This window comes from Pseudomonas sp. FP2335 (assembly GCF_030687535.1).
Lineage (GTDB): Bacteria > Pseudomonadota > Gammaproteobacteria > Pseudomonadales > Pseudomonadaceae > Aquipseudomonas.
Genome location: NZ_CP117437.1, coordinates 2,025,816 through 2,043,497 on the forward strand (window position 1 = coordinate 2,025,816; position 17,682 = coordinate 2,043,497).

Sequence of the window (17,682 nt, forward strand, 5' to 3'; positions counted from 1 at the left end):
GTTTTCGGCTCACATGCCGGTAGCCATTGGTCGTGGCCGCCTGATAAGCTCGCGACTTTATTCGAATGCCCTTTAGGCGCATGAACAAGGAAATAGCATGAAACAGCATCGGTTGGCGGCGGCGGTGGCCCTGGTTAGCCTGGTACTTGCGGGTTGTGATTCGCAGACCAGCGTAGAGCTGAAAACCCCGGCGCAGAAAGCTTCCTACGGCATCGGCCTGAACATGGGCAAAAGCCTTGCCCAAGAAGGCATGGATGACCTGGATTCCAAAGCAGTAGCCCAAGGCATTGAAGATGCCGTCGGCAAGAAAGAGCAGAAGCTCAAAGACGACGAACTGGTTGAAGCGTTTGCCGCCCTGCAAAAGCGTGCTGAAGAACGCATGACTAAAATGAGCGAAGAGTCGGCAGCCGCCGGCAAGAAATTCCTCGAAGACAACGCCAAGAAAGACGGCGTCGTGACCACGGCTTCCGGCCTGCAGTACAAGATCATCAAGAAAGCCGACGGCGCCCAGCCCAAGCCGACCGACGTGGTGACTGTGCACTACACCGGCAAGCTCACCAACGGCACCACCTTTGACAGCTCCGTGGATCGCGGTAGCCCGATTGACCTGCCGGTCAGCGGTGTGATTCCGGGTTGGGTCGAAGGCCTGCAACTGATGCACGTAGGCGAGAAGGTCGAGCTGTTCATTCCTTCCGCATTGGCCTACGGCGACCAGAGCCCGAGCCCGGCGATTCCAGCCAACTCCGTGCTGGTATTCGACCTGGAACTGTTGGCCATCAAGGACCCAGCCAAGGCTGAAGCCCCTGAGGCACCTGCTGCACCCGCCGCCAAGAAGTAATCGGCGCCTGAACACACAACGCCCCGTCTCGACGGGGCGTTGTCGTTTGTAGTGAGCGGGCTTGCCCCGCGCTGGGGGGCGAAGCCGCCCTAAATCGGTTCGCCGCGGTGTATCAGGAAGACCGCGATGCCGGATTTGGGGCGGCTTCGCCCCCCGGCGCGGGGCAAGCCCGCTCACTACATGCGATTCAAGCGAACGTCTGTGACGGGTGACAGTCTGATATAACACTCGAACACGGCTAGCCGCACAGCAACGCCAAGTCAATGAAATATTGGGTTTTTTTCAAGTGCGCAAAAAACGCCCGATCTGACTGCAAGCCTTGTAAACCGTGGCTTTCAGCCAGCAAAACCGGCTCTGTTCACAAGGTTATCCACAATTTGTGTGGATAACATTTGTGTTCGCCTGGAACTGGAGTGACGAATGAAACCACCCTTCAATTTCACCCGTTTCCTGCCCATGGCGGCGCGTTTGCTCGGCCGTGGCCGTTTGCCTACGCTGCTCTTCGCGGTCGCTGCCAAGGGCTCCAGCCAGGGCAACCGCCTGGGTAAGCTCAAGGATGATCTCAAATTGCTTCAGGCCCTGTGCCTGGCGTACTGGCGTGGCGAGTATCGGGCGATCAGCCCCAAGGCACTGGTCTCGGTGGTGGCGGGGCTGATGTACTTTCTCAGTCCGATCGATGCGATCCCGGACTTTATCCCGTTGTTCGGCATGCTCGATGACATCGCCGTGCTGGCATGGCTCATGAAGACCCTGGACGACGAGCTGAGCGCTTTTCGTGCCTGGCGTGAGGCACAGCGTCCTGAAAAGCTCGCGGTGGTTGAGCGGCTCCCTGCGACGCCGGCACTGCTGGCCAAGGAAAACCCGCAAAAAAACTGACGATACGGCTATCCTCTGCGACCTTTGTGGCTGTTAGGATTACACTCCTAGGGAAAGAGCTTACTTAGTAAGTGTTGTTATCCTACGGGGCAGTCATGGATATTCAGATAATTTCACGCAATGGCGAACCCGAATACGCGGTGTTGCCTTGGGATCAATACCAGGCGCTGCTGAAAGCTGCCGGTCAGCAACAACCCGCTACACCTCCCCCCGTTTCTACTGCCCAAGCCGCCGTCCCGGATCTGCGCCCGCTCGCAGACCTGCGCGGCTTGCGCGAAGCCAAGGGCCTGGCAATCGAGGCCCTGGCCCGTACCGTGGGCATCAGCCCGTCGTATCTTGGATTGATCGAAAGTGGTGAACGCCAGCCGGATGCCGCGATCCGCCGCAGCCTGGCCTGGGAATTGGGCGTTGCAGGTTGGAGGGATGAATCTTGAGCCTACGTATCAGCCGTCAACATTGGGATGGGTTACTCAACGAACTGGACCAGGCGCGCCGCCAGCGCCATCTGCTGACGTACCGCGCGCTGCTGGAGCGCCTGCAATTCCCCACGCCGGCCATGCAAACCCTGGCCGCCGCCCTAGAACACCTGGCAGCGCTGGACGCCAAGGCCGAGCAGCCGTTGCGCAGTTCCCTGGTGATCAGCCAGGGTGCGAGCCGCCTGCCGCGTACCGGCTTCTTTGAATGTGTGGAGCGCCTGGGGCGTTTCAGCGGGCCGTCCGATGGCGTGGCCGCGGCATCCTGGCATGCCTCGGAAGTGGTGCGGGTATTCGAGTACGAATACCCGGAATCTGCCGAGGCCTAAAGCGCCTGGGGCAGCGCGTCCATGCTGTCGATCACATGGATGCTGTAGCCGGCCACGTCCTTGGCATGGTGCTTGGCTTGCGACGCCAACTCCGCCAATTGGCTGGCATCGAGTTGTCCACAGGCCTGTGGATATAAATGCACCACGCCGATGGACAGCGACAGTAACGCGAACTCCTGACGTACGCCCTGGCGGTTCAACGCCACGAAGCAGCCAGCCTCGAGGTGCTCGGCACGGTAGAAGCGCCTGCACTGGGTGTGGAAGTCATCCAGCAGTTGGTTGAGCCGCTTGCGCCAATCCTGCGGCCCCAGTACCAGCAAGAAATCATCTCCGCCGATATGCCCGACAAAGTCGCGGCTGGCGTCGACCCGGTCGTTCAGGCACTGGGCCAGGCACAGCAACACTTCATCGCCACGCCCATAGCCGTAGATGTCGTTGAACGGCTTGAAGCTGTCGATATCCACGTAACAGATCACCGACTCCCGTTGTTGTTGCAACAACCGCGTCAGGCATTGCTGGATCGGTACGTTGCCGGGTAGCAACGTCAGCGGGTTGGCGTAGCGTGCCTGTTGGATTTTCAGCTCGGTGATCAGCTTGAGTACGTCGATCACGCGGCCCAGCCCCAGGTAATCGCCGTTGAGCGTAATGATGAAATCTTCTTCGATACGCTGCCGTGCACGGCTGGTCAGCAGGCGGCTGACCTGTTGCAGCGACTGGCTCAACTCCACCGCGAGAAAGTCGCTGCTCATCAAGCGGCTGATGGGCTTGCGCGCAAACAGGTCGGTGGCGAACGGCTTGAGCAGCGCATCCGACAGCGAATGCCGGTGCACGATACCCACCGGATGCCCGCGGCCATCAAGCACCGCCAGGGAGTTGAGGTTGGCCTGGCGGCGAAATGCCTCAAGCACCTGGGCGGTGGCGGTGTCCTGGTCCACGGCAGGTTGTTCGTTGAGCAGGGCGCTGAGGTCGCTGCCTTCGTCGCTCAGGGCCACGTTGGCGCTGTCGGGCCTGGGCAGCATTTGGCGTGGTTCCTGCGGTGGATTTTCCTGGGGACGACAGAGCAGATAGCCCTGCACCAGGTCCACGCCCATCTCCGTCAGCACCGCCAGCTCTTCCGGCAACTCGATGCCCTCGGCGATCACCTGGGCGCGGGAGGCCTTGGCGATTTGCAGGATCGAGCCGACAAACTCGCGCTTGAGCGCATCCTGATGGATGCCGTCGATAAAGTGCCGGTCGATCTTCACGTAATCCGGACGCAACTCCGACCACAAGCGCAGGCTGGAATAGCCGGCGCCGAGGTCGTCCAGGGCAATCGAGAACCCCATGTTGCGGTAGTGATGCAATGCGGTTTGCAGCAGGTCGAAATCGTCGGTGGGGGTCTGTTCGGTGAGCTCGATCACCACCTGGCTCGGTGGGATGCCATAGTCGCGCAGCAATTGCAGGGTGCGCCCGGGTTGGTGCGCCGTCTCCATCAAGGACTCCGGGGAGATATTGAGGAACAGCTTGCCCGGCAGTTTCTGTTCGCTGAAGCGCCGGCACGCGCTTTCGCGGCAGGCCATTTCCAATTCGCTCAGACGCCCCGCCTGGCTAGCCACCGAGAACAGCGCGACAGGGGAGTGCAGCGGGCTGTTGGAGGGGCCACGGCTAAGGGCCTCATAGCCGAGGATGCGTCGTTCGGACAGGCAGATGATCGGTTGGAACAGGCTGTGCAAACTGCCTTGAGCCAGGATTGAGCCCAATGCATTCAGCTGTTCGGTCATGGTCATGGCGATCTCGATCGAAAAAAAAGGACCGCGGGCGGTGAGCCGACGGTCCTTCATTTCACGACAGAATGATGTCTATATGATGACAGCTCGGGTCGCCATCACATTAAATTGCCATCATTTACTGCTTGGCCACCTGCTTGCTGATCTTCAGGTAGTCCAGCAGGATCCGGCCAGTCTCGGCCAGGTAGGCGTCGTCTTCCGGCTTGGTTTTTTCCGCCTCGGCCGGCAGCGCATCTTCATCTTCTTTCTTCAGCTCTTTGAGCGGGTCTTCGCCTTTGGCCTTGCGGCGGACGTTTTCCAGCACCAGTTGCTGATTCTCGATGTCGGCATGCTGCTTGCGGCGGTCGACTTCGTTGAGGCTGACGGATTTTTCTTCCATCAACTTTTTGGCCAGGGCCAGCTTGTCGCGGATGAACACGAACTCGGCATCCTTGGCGGAGCGGGTGTCGTGGTCAGCCTTCAACTGCACCAAGAATGGCTTGAACGGGTCGGACGCTGGCTTGATCGCAGGGCGGATGGTATCCCACGGCATGGCTTCCGGCAGGGCGCTTTCGCCGATTTCCTTAGTGTCGATGATCGACGGGAAATCGATGTCCGGCAGTACGCCCTGATGCTGGGTGCTCTGCCCGGAAACCCGGTAGAACTTGGCCAGCGTCAGCTTCAGCTCGCCATGGTTCAGCGGCTGGATGGTCTGCACGGTGCCTTTGCCGAAGGTCTGGCCGCCGATGATCAGCGCGCGGTGGTAGTCCTGCATGGCGCCGGCGAAAATCTCCGAGGCCGAGGCCGAGAGGCGGTTGACCAGCAACGCCATCGGGCCTTTGTAGAAGGCGCCCGGGTTCTCGTCTTCGAGCACGTCGACACGGCCGTCAGCGTTGCGTACCAACACGGTCGGGCCCTTGTCGATGAACAGGCTGGTCAGCTCGGTGGCCTCCTGCAGGGAACCGCCGCCGTTGTTGCGCAGGTCGATGACCACGCCGTCGACTTTTTCCTTCTGCAACTCTGTCAGGATTTTCTTAACGTCGCGAGTGGTGCTCTTGTAGTCCGGATCGCCAGCACGGAACGCCTTGAAGTCCAGGTAGAACGCCGGGATCTCAATCACGCCCAGTTTGTAGTCCTTGCCATCCTGCTTGAGGTTGAGGACTTTCTTCTGCACGGCCTGGTCTTCGAGCTTCACCGCTTCACGGGTGATGGACACGATCTTGCTGGTCTGGTCGTTTGGCGCATTGGTGTGTGGAATCACTTCAAGGCGCACCACGCTGCCTTTCGGCCCACGGATCAGCTTGACCACTTCGTCCAGGCGCCAGCCGACCACGTCGACCATCTCTTTGTCGGCCTGGGCCACGCCGATGATCTTGTCGGCCGGGGCGACCTGCTTGGTCTTGTCCGCCGGGCCTGCCGGCACCAGGCGCACGATCTTCACCTGGTCGTTGTCGCTTTGCAGGACGGCACCGATGCCTTCCAGGGACAGACTCATATTGATGTCGAAATTTTCCGCGTTATCTGGCGACAGATAATTGGTGTGCGGGTCGTAGGACATCGCGAAGGTGTTGATGTAGGCCTGGAAGATGTCTTCGGCACGGGTCTGGTCCAGGCGCGCCAGCTGGTTCTTGTAGCGCTTGGTCAGCAGTTCCTGGATCGCCTTGGGGTCTTTGCCGGCGATCTTCAGGCGCAGCACTTCGTCCTTGACGCGTTTGCGCCACAGGTCATCCAGTTCTGCGGTGGTCTTGAGCCAAGGGGCGTCCTTGCGGTCCACCAGGAGGGTTTCCTTCTCGGTGAAGTCGAGCTTGTCGGTGCCTTTGTTCAGCTCAGCCAAGGCGAAGTCCAGACGCGCTTTGACGCGGTCCAGATAACGCTTGTAGATGGTGAAGCCGGGCTGCAGGTCGCCGCTCTTGAGGAAGTCGTCGAACTGCGTCTTCCACTTGTCGAACTCAGCGATGTCGCTGGCCAGGAAGTAGCTGCGCGACGGATCCAGCAGCTTGAGGTAGCTGTCATAGATGATCACCGAGCGAGCGTCGTCGAGCGGCGGCTTGCTGTAGTGATGGCGCTTGAGCAACTCGACGACGTTAAGGCTGGCAATCACCTCATCGCGATCCGGCTGAAGGTTGTCCCAGCTGTTGGCTGCGAACGTATTGGTCGACATCGACGCGAAGCCGAGACCAATGAAAAGAGCGAGGGCGGTGCTTGGGAACAAATGCTTCATGCTGATTCGACGCGGGGGCAATTGATAACGCATATTAGGCCGTCTTTGAGGGAGCCGGTTCCATATGGTCCGGTCGCATAATGCAAAAAGCCCGGCGCTACTGCTACGGGCTCAGTCCAGACTCACTATGGAGGCACTGTGAAAGCATTGCAAGGCGTTGACGGTCACGTGGAGTGGTTGGAAGAACCCAGTCCTACCTGCGATGTAGGCCAAGTTCGCATTCGTGTGTCGGCAGCGGGCCTGAATCGCGCCGATTTATTACAGCGTGCGGGGCTTTATCCGCCCCCTCCGGGTGCCAGTGCAGTGCTGGGCCTGGAGTGTTCCGGGGTGATCAGTGAAGTGGGGGCGGGCTCGTCCTGGCAGGTCGGTGACCGCGTCTGCGCGCTGTTGGCCGGGGGTGGCATGGCCGAAGAAGTGGTGGTGGATGCGCGCCATGTATTGCCGGTGCCGGAGGGGCTGTCGCTGATCGAGGCGGCAGCGTTGCCTGAGGTGTACAGCACGGCGTGGCTGAATCTGTTCCAGTTGGCGGGCCTCAAGCCCGGTGAAAAAGTCTTGCTGCACGCAGGCGCCAGTGGCGTGGGCTCCGCGGCGATCCAGCTGTGCAAGGCATTTGGCAGCCCGTGCTGGGTCAGCGTGGGCTCGGCCGAGCGCCTGGCGTACTGCGAAGCTCTGGGTGCCCAAGGCGGCGTGGTACGTACGGATGGGATAGAAGGGCTGCGGGATTTCGGGCCGTTCGATGTGATTCTCGACCCGGTGGGCGGCGACTATGCGGCCCTTGACCTCAAGCTGTTGGCCCTGGATGGTCGCTGGGTGTTGATCGGCCTGATGGGCGGTCGCGAGGCCAAGCTGGACCTGGCCCAGGTGCTTGGCAAGCGCATCCAATTGCTGGGTTCGACCCTGCGTAGTCGCAGTGATCAGTTCAAGGCTGGCCTGTTCAGCGACCTGAGCCAACATGTATGGCCGTTGTTTGTCGAGGGGCGCCTGAGCCCGCAGTTGGCCAAGACGTTCCCGATCAAGGATGCCGAGGCGGCGTTTGCCGAGCTGGCGACCAACCAGATTTCCGGGAAGCTGGTGTTGGTGATCGATGAGACGCTGGCCTGATCTTTAACTTGGAATGCAACCAATGTGGGAGCTGGCTTGCCTGCGATAGCGGTGTGTCAGATGAAGAATTCTTCACTGATATACCGCTATCGCAGGCAAGCCAGCTCCCACAGTTGATTGGGTTTTCAATTCGGCAGGGTGTGATCAGATCCAGTGGTGGATGGGCCAGCCAGCTTGTTCCGCATGGGCGCGCAATACTGGATCGGGGTTCACTACTTGCGGATGATCCACTTTCAACAGCAACGGTAGATCATTACGCGAATCCGAGTAGAAATACGCCCCCTCCAACGTCTCGCCCTCTTGCTCCAGCCACTCCAGCAAACGCGTGATCTTGCCCTCGCGGTAAGTCAGTACGCCCACGGTTCGCCCGCTGTACACGCCATGACTGACCTCCAGTTCAATACCCAGCACTTCATCAATGCCGATCCGCGCTGCAATAGGCTGGACCAGATGGGTGCCCGACGCGGAGATCACCAGAATCCGGTCGCCATTTGCGCGGTGACGGGCGATGGCCCTGGTGGCGTCGCTGTAGATCAGCGGCTCGATCACATCCTCGACCCACGGCTCTACCAGGTGCTCGATTTCCGCCGGTGTGCGGCCAATCATCGGCTCCAGGCTGAAGTCCATGTAGTCTTCCATCTTCAGCTCGCCCTGGCTGTAGGCGTCCATCAGTTCGTTGTTCTTGCGCATGAACGACGCCGGGTCGACCCAGCCCAGGCGGCCCATCTGCTCGCTCCACAGGGTGGCGCAGTCGCCGTGGATCAAGGTGTCGTCCAGATCAAAAATTACCAATGCCATCGGTCGTGCTCTCTCAGTAAATCGTTGCGTCAGGCTACTTCACACAGGGCGCTTGGGTCGATGGAAAGTGCCAGGCGCTGGCCGTCCGGATGCAGATCGTCGGCCGAGCGGTTGAGCACGTCCACCACCAGTTCCACGCCGCGCGCCTCGATGCGATAGCGGATCACATTGCCCAGCAGGCTGTGGCTGCGTACCAGGGCGTCGAGTTCGCCGCTGCGGCTCAACTCGATGGCCTCGGGGCGAATGGCGATGCGGCTGTTGATCGGACGTTGAAGCAGTTGGGTCGCCTTGTCGGCATCCAGCAGGTTGTAGTTGCCGATGAATCCGGCGGCGAATACGTCGACCGGCGCGGTGTAGAGGGTCTCGGCGTCGCCGCTCTGGACGATCTTGCCCTGATTCATCAGGAAGATGCGGTCGGACATGGTCAGGGCTTCTTCCTGGTCATGGGTCACGAAGATCGTGGTCAGGCCCAGTTCGCGCTGGATCTGGCGGATCTGTTCGCGCAGGTGCTTGCGAATCCGCGCATCCAGCGCCGACAACGGCTCATCCAGCAACAGCAGGCGCGGGCGGGTCACCAGGGAGCGGGCGAGGGCCACGCGCTGGCACTGGCCGCCGGACATCTGGTGCGGGTAGCGGCCGGCGAGGTCCTTGAGTTCCACCAGTTGCAGCACTTCCTGCACGCGCTTGTGGCTGTCGTCGGCGTTGACCTTCTGCATGCGCAGGCCAAAGGCGACGTTCTGTTCCACGGTCATGTTGGGAAACAGCGCATAGCTCTGGAACACCATGCCGATGTTTCGTTTCTGCGGGCTCAGCGGGACGATGTCCTGGTCATCCAGCAGGATTTTGCCACTGTCCACCGGCGTCAGCCCGGCGATGCAGCGCAGCAGCGTGGACTTGCCGCAACCGGACGGGCCGAGCAGGGTGACGAACTCACCCTTGGCGATCTCGCAGTTGATGTCACTGAATACCGGGGTGCCGGCGTAGCCTTTTTGCAGGTGTTGGACGCTGACGAAGCTCATTGGCTTTTGTCCTTGTTCAAGATATTGGCGGCCCAGGTCAGCACCAGCACAAAGAAGAAATAGGAGATCACGACGGCACTGGTGAAGTGGCCGCTGCTGTTACGCATGTTGTTCAGGTACACCTGCAACGTTTCGTAGCGGGTGCCGACGAGGATGTTGGCGAACACGAACTCGCCGAACAGGAACGAGAATGACAGCAGCAGCGCCACCATCAGGCCTTTGCGCAGGTTCGGCAGCACCACCAGGATCGCCGCCTGCCAGGTGCTGGCGCCGAGCAGTTGGGAGGCGTCCATCAGGTCGCGCAGGTTGATCGCTTGCAGGTTGTTGGTGATCGCGCGGTACATGAACGGCAGGGCGACGGTGAAGTAGCAACCGATCAGGATCCACGGTGTGCCGACCATCGCCAGCGGCCCGGAGCCGTAGAGTTGCAGCAGGCCCACGGACGACACCACCGGCGGCACCGCGAAGGGCAGCAGGATCAGGATGTTCATTAGCGCATCGAGTTTCGGGAAGTGGTAATGCACCACGAACAGCAGCGGCAGTATCAGCACCACCGACAGGATCAGCGCGCCGACGCACACCAGCAGCGACTGCCCGAACGCCATCAGAAAGCGCGGGTCGCTCCATAACTGCACGTACCACTTCAGGGTAAAACCGGCAGGCAGGATGGTCGCCGACCAACTGCTGGCGATGGAGTAGACAAAGGTGCCCACCAGCGGCAGCACCAGGATCGCAAACAACACATACACCACCACGCGGTGGTAGAGGGAGGCCGGGCCGGCTTCAGCGCGAGACATGGTAGCTCCTCTTGAGCAGCAGTTGATGGACCACCGTGACCACGGTCATCAGCGCCACCAGTACCACGGCCAGGGCGCTGGCCATGTTCGGGTCGAGGGACACGTCGCCGGACACCAGCCCGGCAATACGGATCGGCAGCACGTTGAAGTTGCCGGTGGTCAAGGCATACACCGTTGCATAGGCGCCCAGGGCGTTGGCCAGCAGAATCACGAACGTACCGAGCAGGGCCGGAGTGAGCACCGGCAGGCCGATATGCCGCCAGAACTGCCAGCCATTCGCGCCGAGCAGTGCAGCCGACTCACGCCAGTCTTCGCGCAATGCATCGAAGGCCGGGTACAGCAGCAACACGCCCAGGGGAATCTGGAAGTAGGTATAGAGGATGATCAAGCCGGTCTTGGAGTACAGGTTGAAGTCCTGAATGATCCCCGCCTGCTTGAGCATTATCGTAATGCTGCCGTTGAAACCGAGCAAAATGATGAACGCGAACGCCAAGGGCACACCGGCAAAGTTGCTGGTCATGTTGGCGAAAGCGGTGACGAAATTGCGCAGCGGCGAATCCACCCGGCGTAACGAGTAGCTGCCCAGCGTGGCGATGATGATGCCGAATATGCTGGAGTAGAAGCTGATTTCCAGGCTGAACTGGATGGCTTGCAGGTAGAACTTCGAGCTGAAGATGCGCACGAAGTTTTCCATGCCCCAGCCGGCCTCTTCGGTTTGCAGGCTGTTGATCAGCACCCATACCAGCGGGGCGATTTCGAACACGATAAAGAACAGTGCGAAGGGCACCAGACACAGCAGCGCCAACCATTTGCCTCGGGTCATTTCAACAGCTCCCGGCAGACAGGTTTGTCGTGGGGCGCGCCCAGCAGTTCACAGACGGTGCCGCACAGGTCGGTCTGTTTCGGCGTGGCGTTGGGGTCCAGGCTGAAGGCATCGCCGAAGACAAACAGCGGCACTTCGCGTTCCTGCGCCAGCAGGCCGTTGTGGGAACGATCGTTGTTCATGCCGTGGTCGGCGGTCACCAGCACTTGGTAGCCGGCGTCGAGCCAGGCTTGCAGGTAATCGGCCAGGATAATGTCAGCCGAGCGTGCGCTGTTGCGGTATTGCGGGGTGTCAAGGCCGTGCTTGTGGCCGGCGTCGTCGATGTTCATCGGGTGCACCACCAGGAAGTTCGGTGCGTGTTTGCGGCGCAGGCTTTCGGCGTCGGCAAACAGGTGGGAGTCTGGGTAGTGGTCATGCCAGTAGAAATGCCCGTGCTGGATCGCCAGTGCCTTGTCGTCGGTATGACGGTCGCGGGCGGCGAGGAAGGGGGTGCGGTTATACAACTCGCTGACCCAGTGGTAAGCCGCCGCTGCGGTGGACAGACCGGCATCGGTGGCGTAATGGAAAATGCTGCGCTGGTTGGACAGGCGCGAGACGTTGTTGTGGACGATGCCGCTCTGGATCGGAGGCACGCCGGTGAGTATGCATTCATACAGCGGGCGGGACAGGGCGGGCAGTTCACATTCCAGCTTGTAGAGGGCTGCGCGTCCTGCGCCGACATAGGCCTGCAAGTGCCCCATGGCGTGCCTTGCAACCTCGAAGTTGAGGCCGTCGAGCACGACAAGGATGACATTGTGCTTCATGGGGGGAGGCGCTCCGCAACAGTAGGCTTGACTCAATTTCTCTGACACAACCGGACCAAATTGTGGGAGCAGGCAAGCCAGCTCCCACACCGACCGCATTTCAGGTTTGTTATTTCATCTCTACGATGACTTGCTCGTTCCACAGTTGTGGCAGCTTCTTGGCAGTCGCTTCCCAGGCGTCGGCATCCTTGATCGGTTGCGGGTTGGCCTTGGTGTACTGCTCGCCCGGGATCAGGTTCTTGGCGATTTCGGCCGGCAGTTTCAGGTCGGTTTCAGCGCGGATCGGGCGCGCATTGCCCTTCGCCAGGTTGAGCTGGCCGGCGTCGCTGAAGATGTATTCGCGGGTCAGCTTGGCGGCGTTCGGGTGCTTGGCGTATTTGTTGATGATGGTGGTGTAGCCGGATTTCACCGAACCGTCGGATGGGATCAGCACCACGTAGTCATCCGGGTTGGCCATCTTGGCCTTGTAGCTGAGGCCGTTGAAGTCCCAGACCACGCCCACTTCGACTTCGCCTTTTTCCATGGTGGCGATGGTCGGGTTGGACAGGCCAAGGCGACCTTGCTGGGCAATCTTGGTGAAGAACTGCAGGCCTGGGGCGATGTTCTTTTCGTCGCCTTTGTTGGCGATGGCCGCCGCCAGCACGCCATTGGCCGCTTGGGCCGCAGTGCTTACGTCACCGATGGAAACCTTGTACTTGCCGGTCAGCAGGTCAGCCCAGCTGGTAGGCACTTCAGAGCCGTGCAGCAGCTTCTTGTTGACGATAAACGCGATGGTGCCGGTGTAGGCCAGGGCCCAGTGACCGTCTTTGTCCTTGGCCCAATCCGGCACCTGCGCCCAGGTGGACGGTTTGTACGGCTGGGTCACGTCCTGCTTCACTGCAATCGGGCCGAAGGCCGCGCCGACGTCGCCGATGTCGGCGCTGGCGTTGTCTTTCTCTGCCTTGAACTTGGCGATTTCCTGGGCCGAGCTCATGTCGGTGTCGATGTGCTTGAGGCCGTAGGTCTTGGCCAGGTCTTCCCAGGTGCCTTTCCAGTTGGCCCAGTCATCGGGCATGCCGACGCTGTTGACGGCGCCTTCCGCTTTCGCGGCGGCTTCAAGGGTTTTTAGATCGGTATCAGCGGCCATGGCGGCGGTGCACATGGCAATGGTCGAGCCTAACAGTGATGCCAGGAAAAGCTGTTTCATCCGAAGCTCCTTTGGGCGTTATCAACGCTGCGTTTTTATGAACGATTGCGGGGGGCGATTCATCACTGATTTCTTGGGGCGCGTCCCAAGAAATCAGTGATGAATCGCCCCAGTTGGTCTAGGTCAGCAATACCTGAGCCAATTTAGGCCCGGTGGATGACAGTTTCATGTCGATGTCGTTTTTAAATCGCTGATGTCGCTGCGCTCAGAGTGAGCGTAGACCATGCCCATGTGCCCGCATTGATTGGACTTGGCCGATGTATTGCAGGGTGTTCTGCGCGGGGCAGACACGGACTGTCATCTGTCGGTCATCTGCAATGCCTAGGCTGACATGCAACTGCAACAGCCCAAATACAGCGCGGTTTCTGCACCCGAACGGTGCTGGTCTAGTCCAGATAGGTAACGTTGATGCGTGATGAGGCAATCAAGGCGGTGACATCCATCGGCCTGGCGCTGCAAGAGCAGATCGACCACGGCCTGTTGCCGCCCGCCAGCAAACTCCCGGCCGAGCGCAAGCTCAGCGAGTTGTTTGGTACCACCCGGATCACGGTGCGGGAAGCCTTGTTACAACTGGAGGCCCAGGGCCAGATCTATCGCGAAGAACGCCGTGGCTGGTTTGTCTCGCCGCCACGGCTGGCCTACAACCTGATGCAGCGTAGCCACTTTCACGCGATGGTCAGCGACCAGGGGCGGGTGGCGTCCACCGAAGTGATCTCGGCGCGCTTGCAGCCGGCGTCGGCAGCGGTGTGTGCGTGGTTGCAGTTGCCGGCGTTATCGAGTGTGATCCAGATCTGCCGGGGTCGGCGGATCGACGGGCGCCTGGTGCTGTATGTGGAGCACTACCTGAACCCACAGTATTTTCCGGGGATTCTGGACTGCGATTTGAATCAGTCGATGACCGAGTTGTATGCCCGCAAGTACGACCTGCACTACGGGCGGGTGCGCTTTGAAATCGTGCCGACGTCACTGCCGGTGGAGGCTGCCGCGACGTTGCGTGTGTCGGTGGGCAGCCCCGGCTTGCGCATTGCCCGGGTCAATTATGACCAGCACCAGCGGTTGATCGATTGTGACCTGGAGTTCTGGCGGCATGATGCGATCCACGTGGGCGTGGATGTGGTGTGACCCTCGCCACAGTTGGATTTAGGGTGTGAGTGCCTTGAGCACCTGATCCACATTGGTTTCCAGCTCTGCCACCGGGTCTGCGCCATCCACATTCAAGACCAACAGTTGCGAACCGCCAGCGGCAACCGCCGCTTTTACCGCTTCGCTTGGCTGCCGGTGATGCAGCACCACGGCCACGTCGTTGTCTTTGAGCTCGGCACTGAGTTTCTGCAAGGCCTGCGGTGTCCACTCGGCGTCCGACCGCGCATCGGTGCTGATGACTTCCAGGTTCAAGCTGCTGACCAGATACGCAAAGTGATCGCTCAGGCTGACCACGCTGAGGTTGTCTGCCTTGGCCAACCGCGCTTCGCTGTCGGCGGTGAGTTTGAGCAGGCGCTGTTTGAGGGCGGCGAGGTTGGCGTCGATCTTTGGCTTGGCACTCGGCGCCAGGCGGCTCAGGTCGGCGGCCAGCACATCGGCCATGCGCCCCAGGTTGTTGCTTGATTGCCATGGCTGGCTGTTCAAGCCGTCGGCCACGCCGGGCTGCACGGCGATGCCCGGCAGGCCGCCGTCTACCGGGCGTGCGGCGTCGATTTCGACGATGCGGATGTTGCTGCGTCGCGCTACCGGGTACAGCGGGTCATCGGCCCACAGCGAGCGCAGGCCGATGGCGGCGTCGGCATCCGCGGCCAGCTTGCCCAGCGCCGGGGCGCCACGGCCGGTGAAGTAGGACACCTGTCGCGAACCCGGTAGGTTGGCTGGCGCGGCGCGTTCGAGTTGCACGTCGGTGCCTTTGAGCAACACCTCGGCCAAGCCGTAGGTGACCGGCAGCGAAGCCAGCACCTTGACCGGCTTTATCGAGGTGGCCTTGCTGAGCGCGGCATGGCCGAGGCCGTGGTTGGTTTTGAAACCGTTGGGCTCGAAACCGTCGACAGCCAGTGCCGAGGTACTGATCAAGCAAGCGATGGCCAAGGCCAGTGGGCGAAAGACGGGGCGCATTATCCTAGATTCCCTTTGAGGCTGGGCACGGTGCCGCGTGCGATGGCGGCGAGGGCGAAGGCGATGCCGGCCATCAGGATGATCGCGGCACCGGACGGGATCGGCAGGTCGAAGATGATCGGCAGCAGGATGCCGCACAGGGTGCTGACCGTGGCGATCACCACCGAGATCCAGAAGAAGCCCTTGAGTGACTGGCTCAACAGGCGTGCCGCTGCGGCCGGGATCACCAGCAACGCACCGACCAGGATCGCGCCGATCACCTTGACCGCCGCCACGGTGATCAGCGTCACCAGGATCACGAACAGATAATCCAGGGTCTTTACTGCCACGCCACGCACCGCCGCCAATTGCGGGTTGAAGCTGGCGAGCATGATGCGGTTGTACAGCGGCAACGCCAGGGCCATCACCAGCGCGCCGACAATCGCCAGCACCAGCAGGTCATTGCCGTTGACGGTCAACACCGAGCCGAACAGCACGTTTTCTAGGATGTGCACGTTGATCTTGCCCGCCAGGATCAGCAGCAGGCTCGCGCCCAATGCCAGCGACACCGAGAGGAACACGCCGATCAGGGTGTCCGGCGCCAGGCCCGTACGGTTGCGCAGGTAGTTGAGCAGGATGCCGAACAGCAGGCAGTAGCCAAACAACGCGCCATACGGCCCGGTGTAGGGTTCGCCGAGCAGGATGCCCACGGCCACGCCGGTCAGTGCGGCATGGCCGACCGCTTCGGAAAAAAACGCAAAGCGCTTGACCACCACCAGCGTGCCCAAACCACCGAGTACCGGCCCGATCAGCAGGCCGGCGAGCAGCGCGTTGACCACAAAACCATAGGCCAGCGCTTCCGGCAGGTACCCGGAAGAGGCCCAGCCCTGGACCATCAAGCGAAAAGCTTCATAACTCATTGCGCCGGGCTCCGAGGGTGGGTGGAGAACAGGGTCAGCAGGCGATCCGGGGTCAGTGCTTCTTTGGGCGTGGCGTCGAACAGCACGCGGCGGTTCAGGCCGGTGACGCGGTCGGCCAGGCGGCCGACGGCTTCGAGGTCGTGCTCGATCCACAGCACGGTGATCCCGGCCAGGCGCCAGTCATTGAGCAGGCGTTCGAACACCTGGATGCCGGCTTCATCGAGGGCCGACATCGGCTCATCCAACACCAGCAATTGCGGCGCCGGGATCAGCCCCTGGGCCAGCAACACGCGCTGACGTTCACCGCCGGACAGCGCGCCCATGCGGCGCTTGCGCTTGTCCTGCATGCCAACGCGCTCCAGGGCATCGCCAATCGCGCTGGCATAGTGTGTGGACAGGCCAAGAAATGCCGGGCGGCGCTGGCACATGGCAGCCATGAAGTCATCCACGGTCATCGGCAAGCCGCGGTCAAATTCCAGTGCCTGGGGGACGTAGCCGACGGTACCCACGGCTGTCGGCCAGTGCAGGCGCAATTGCCCCTGGTGCGGCGTTTGCCCCAGCAAGGTCTTGATCAGCGAGCTTTTGCCGCCGCCGTTGGGGCCGACCAGCGCGTGGATGCTGCCCGGCTCTACCTGGAAGCTCACGCCGTCGAGGATCGTGGTGCGGCCCAGGGTCAGGCAGATTTTGTCGAACTCGATGGTCGGGCCGACGCTGGCGACTTTCAGTTGCTCCGCCGCCGTCATGCTCCCGACTCCTGGATCGCCCGCACCACGGTGTTGAGGTTGCCGGTCATTTCCTTTTCGTACTTTTCAGGCGTGTATTCGCCGTAGGAAATATGCGACAGCGGGTACAGCTTGACCCCGGACTCACGCTGGATGGTCTCGACGTAGGTCGACGGGAAATCCATCTCCGAGAAGATCACCTTCACGTCCAGCGCGCGCAGTTCATCAATGGTTTTCTTCAACTGGCTCGGGCTCGGCTCGATGCCGTGGGCCGGTTCGACCACGGCGGTGACTTCCAGGCCGAATTCGCGCAGCAAGTAGTCGTAGGCCGCGTGCACGGTGGCCACGCGCAGGTCCGGGTTGGGCGCGCTGGTCAGTTTGGCCAGGGCGTCGGCGCGCATCTGGCGCAGGCGCTTGCCATAGGCGCGGGCATTCTGGGTGTAGGTCTTGGCGTTGTCCGGGTCGAGCTTGCCCAGCTCGCGGGCAATGTTGTTGACCTGGGCAATCGACGCGCTGATCGACAGGAAGGTGTGCGGGTTGACCACCTTGCCCGCACCGCGTGCGGCATTGCCGGTGGCGGCCAGCAGCGGCACGTTGGCGTTGGCTTCGATCACCGGGATGTCCGGGCGCTCGCTGGTGGCGATCATGCGGTCGGCGAAATCATCATGGCCGACGCCATTGAGCACGATCACGTCGAGGCTGCCGATGCGCTTGATGTCATCGGCGCGCGGCTCGTAGGCATGGGGATTGAAACCAGCGGGAATCAACGGCACGACCTCGGCCTTGTCGCCGACGATATTGCTCACATAGCTGTAGTACGGGTGCAGGGTGATGCCGATGCGCAGGCGCTTGGCCGCTTCGGCATTCGCCAGCGGGGCGAGCATCAGGCTGAGCAGGCCAACCAGCAACAGGCGCAACAGGGGGGATGAAATAGACATGGGCAATCGGTCTT

The 17,682-nt window shown here is 61.2% G+C and carries 18 protein-coding genes; 6 read left to right on the top strand and 12 right to left on the bottom strand.

Features of this window, described 5'->3' with window-relative positions; all coding sequences use genetic code 11:
* Positions 1-97: 97 nt before the first annotated feature.
* From PSH81_RS09130 to PSH81_RS09145, 4 genes are all read left to right on the top strand, one after another.
* Positions 98-838, top strand: coding sequence for an FKBP-type peptidyl-prolyl cis-trans isomerase (locus PSH81_RS09130; protein ID WP_192298880.1), 741 nt, complete (start codon positions 98-100; stop codon positions 836-838).
* A gap of 420 nt (positions 839-1,258) precedes the next feature.
* Entirely contained in the window at positions 1,259-1,714 is a 456-nt protein-coding gene (locus tag PSH81_RS09135; protein ID WP_226455491.1) for a YkvA family protein, read from the top strand.
* A 95-nt stretch (positions 1,715-1,809) separates the two neighbouring features.
* The gene (locus PSH81_RS09140) at positions 1,810-2,148 is read left to right on the top strand and encodes a helix-turn-helix transcriptional regulator (RefSeq protein WP_192301208.1); all 339 of its coding nucleotides are present in this window, start codon (positions 1,810-1,812) and stop codon (positions 2,146-2,148) included.
* On the top strand, positions 2,145-2,516 hold the full coding sequence (locus PSH81_RS09145; protein WP_005786715.1) for a hypothetical protein: 372 nt from the start codon (positions 2,145-2,147) through the stop codon (positions 2,514-2,516). Before PSH81_RS09140 ends, PSH81_RS09145 begins: the two co-directional genes overlap by 4 nt.
* Here PSH81_RS09145 and PSH81_RS09150 read toward each other — a convergent pair.
* Both PSH81_RS09150 and PSH81_RS09155 read right to left on the bottom strand, forming a co-directional pair.
* Positions 2,513-4,282, bottom strand: a complete 1,770-nt coding sequence (locus PSH81_RS09150) for a bifunctional diguanylate cyclase/phosphodiesterase (RefSeq protein ID WP_226455492.1) — start codon at positions 4,280-4,282, stop codon at positions 2,513-2,515. The two genes, PSH81_RS09145 and PSH81_RS09150, sit on opposite strands and share 4 nt — an antisense overlap.
* Positions 4,283-4,400: 118 nt before the next feature.
* The gene (locus tag PSH81_RS09155; protein WP_226455493.1) at positions 4,401-6,482 is read right to left on the bottom strand and encodes a carboxy terminal-processing peptidase; all 2,082 of its coding nucleotides are present in this window, start codon (positions 6,480-6,482) and stop codon (positions 4,401-4,403) included.
* Between the two features lie 138 nt (positions 6,483-6,620).
* On the opposite strand from PSH81_RS09155, the gene PSH81_RS09160 reads away from it, so the two are divergent.
* Positions 6,621-7,583, top strand: coding sequence for a zinc-binding dehydrogenase (locus PSH81_RS09160; protein WP_226455494.1), 963 nt, complete (start codon positions 6,621-6,623; stop codon positions 7,581-7,583).
* A 144-nt stretch (positions 7,584-7,727) separates the two neighbouring features.
* Here PSH81_RS09160 and PSH81_RS09165 read toward each other — a convergent pair whose 3' ends face one another.
* The 6 genes from PSH81_RS09165 to PSH81_RS09190 all read right to left on the bottom strand — a co-directional run bounded on the left by PSH81_RS09165 (position 7,728) and on the right by PSH81_RS09190 (position 13,009).
* Positions 7,728-8,381, bottom strand: a complete 654-nt coding sequence (locus PSH81_RS09165) for an HAD family phosphatase (protein ID WP_226455495.1) — start codon at positions 8,379-8,381, stop codon at positions 7,728-7,730.
* A gap of 29 nt (positions 8,382-8,410) precedes the next feature.
* A complete protein-coding gene (locus PSH81_RS09170) occupies positions 8,411-9,400 on the bottom strand; it encodes an ABC transporter ATP-binding protein (protein WP_192301213.1) in 990 nt (329 codons plus the stop codon).
* On the bottom strand, positions 9,397-10,197 hold the full coding sequence (locus PSH81_RS09175; protein ID WP_192301214.1) for an ABC transporter permease: 801 nt from the start codon (positions 10,195-10,197) through the stop codon (positions 9,397-9,399). Before PSH81_RS09175 ends, PSH81_RS09170 begins: the two co-directional genes overlap by 4 nt.
* A complete protein-coding gene (locus PSH81_RS09180) occupies positions 10,184-11,020 on the bottom strand; it encodes an ABC transporter permease subunit (protein ID WP_192301215.1) in 837 nt (278 codons plus the stop codon). Before PSH81_RS09180 ends, PSH81_RS09175 begins: the two co-directional genes overlap by 14 nt.
* On the bottom strand, positions 11,017-11,823 hold the full coding sequence (locus tag PSH81_RS09185) for an alkaline phosphatase family protein (protein ID WP_226455496.1): 807 nt from the start codon (positions 11,821-11,823) through the stop codon (positions 11,017-11,019). Before PSH81_RS09185 ends, PSH81_RS09180 begins: the two co-directional genes overlap by 4 nt.
* Positions 11,824-11,932: 109 nt before the next feature.
* Positions 11,933-13,009 carry an ABC transporter substrate-binding protein gene (locus PSH81_RS09190; RefSeq protein WP_226455497.1) on the bottom strand — a complete coding sequence of 359 codons (1,077 nt, stop codon included), beginning with the start codon at positions 13,007-13,009 and terminating at the stop codon, positions 11,933-11,935.
* Between the two features lie 408 nt (positions 13,010-13,417).
* Here PSH81_RS09190 and PSH81_RS09195 point away from each other — a divergent pair, with 408 nt between their 5' ends.
* A complete protein-coding gene (locus PSH81_RS09195) occupies positions 13,418-14,131 on the top strand; it encodes a UTRA domain-containing protein (protein ID WP_017734819.1) in 714 nt (237 codons plus the stop codon).
* 18 nt (positions 14,132-14,149) lie between these two features.
* Here PSH81_RS09195 and PSH81_RS09200 read toward each other — a convergent pair whose 3' ends face one another.
* From PSH81_RS09200 to PSH81_RS09215, 4 genes are read right to left on the bottom strand one after another with little or no spacing between them, the layout of a single operon-like run.
* Positions 14,150-15,109 (bottom strand): metal ABC transporter solute-binding protein, Zn/Mn family, encoded by a 960-nt coding sequence (locus PSH81_RS09200; RefSeq protein WP_305392355.1) that lies wholly within the window; start codon positions 15,107-15,109, stop codon positions 14,150-14,152.
* The gene (locus tag PSH81_RS09205) at positions 15,109-16,008 is read right to left on the bottom strand and encodes a metal ABC transporter permease (RefSeq protein ID WP_192301219.1); all 900 of its coding nucleotides are present in this window, start codon (positions 16,006-16,008) and stop codon (positions 15,109-15,111) included. Before PSH81_RS09205 ends, PSH81_RS09200 begins: the two co-directional genes overlap by 1 nt.
* Positions 16,005-16,751 carry a metal ABC transporter ATP-binding protein gene (locus PSH81_RS09210; RefSeq protein WP_192301220.1) on the bottom strand — a complete coding sequence of 249 codons (747 nt, stop codon included), beginning with the start codon at positions 16,749-16,751 and terminating at the stop codon, positions 16,005-16,007. The genes PSH81_RS09205 and PSH81_RS09210 overlap by 4 nt, the downstream gene beginning before the upstream one ends.
* Positions 16,748-17,668: a metal ABC transporter substrate-binding protein gene (locus PSH81_RS09215; protein WP_192301221.1), complete on the bottom strand. Its 921-nt coding sequence runs from the start codon at positions 17,666-17,668 to the stop codon at positions 16,748-16,750. Before PSH81_RS09215 ends, PSH81_RS09210 begins: the two co-directional genes overlap by 4 nt.
* Positions 17,669-17,682: the final 14 nt, after the last annotated feature.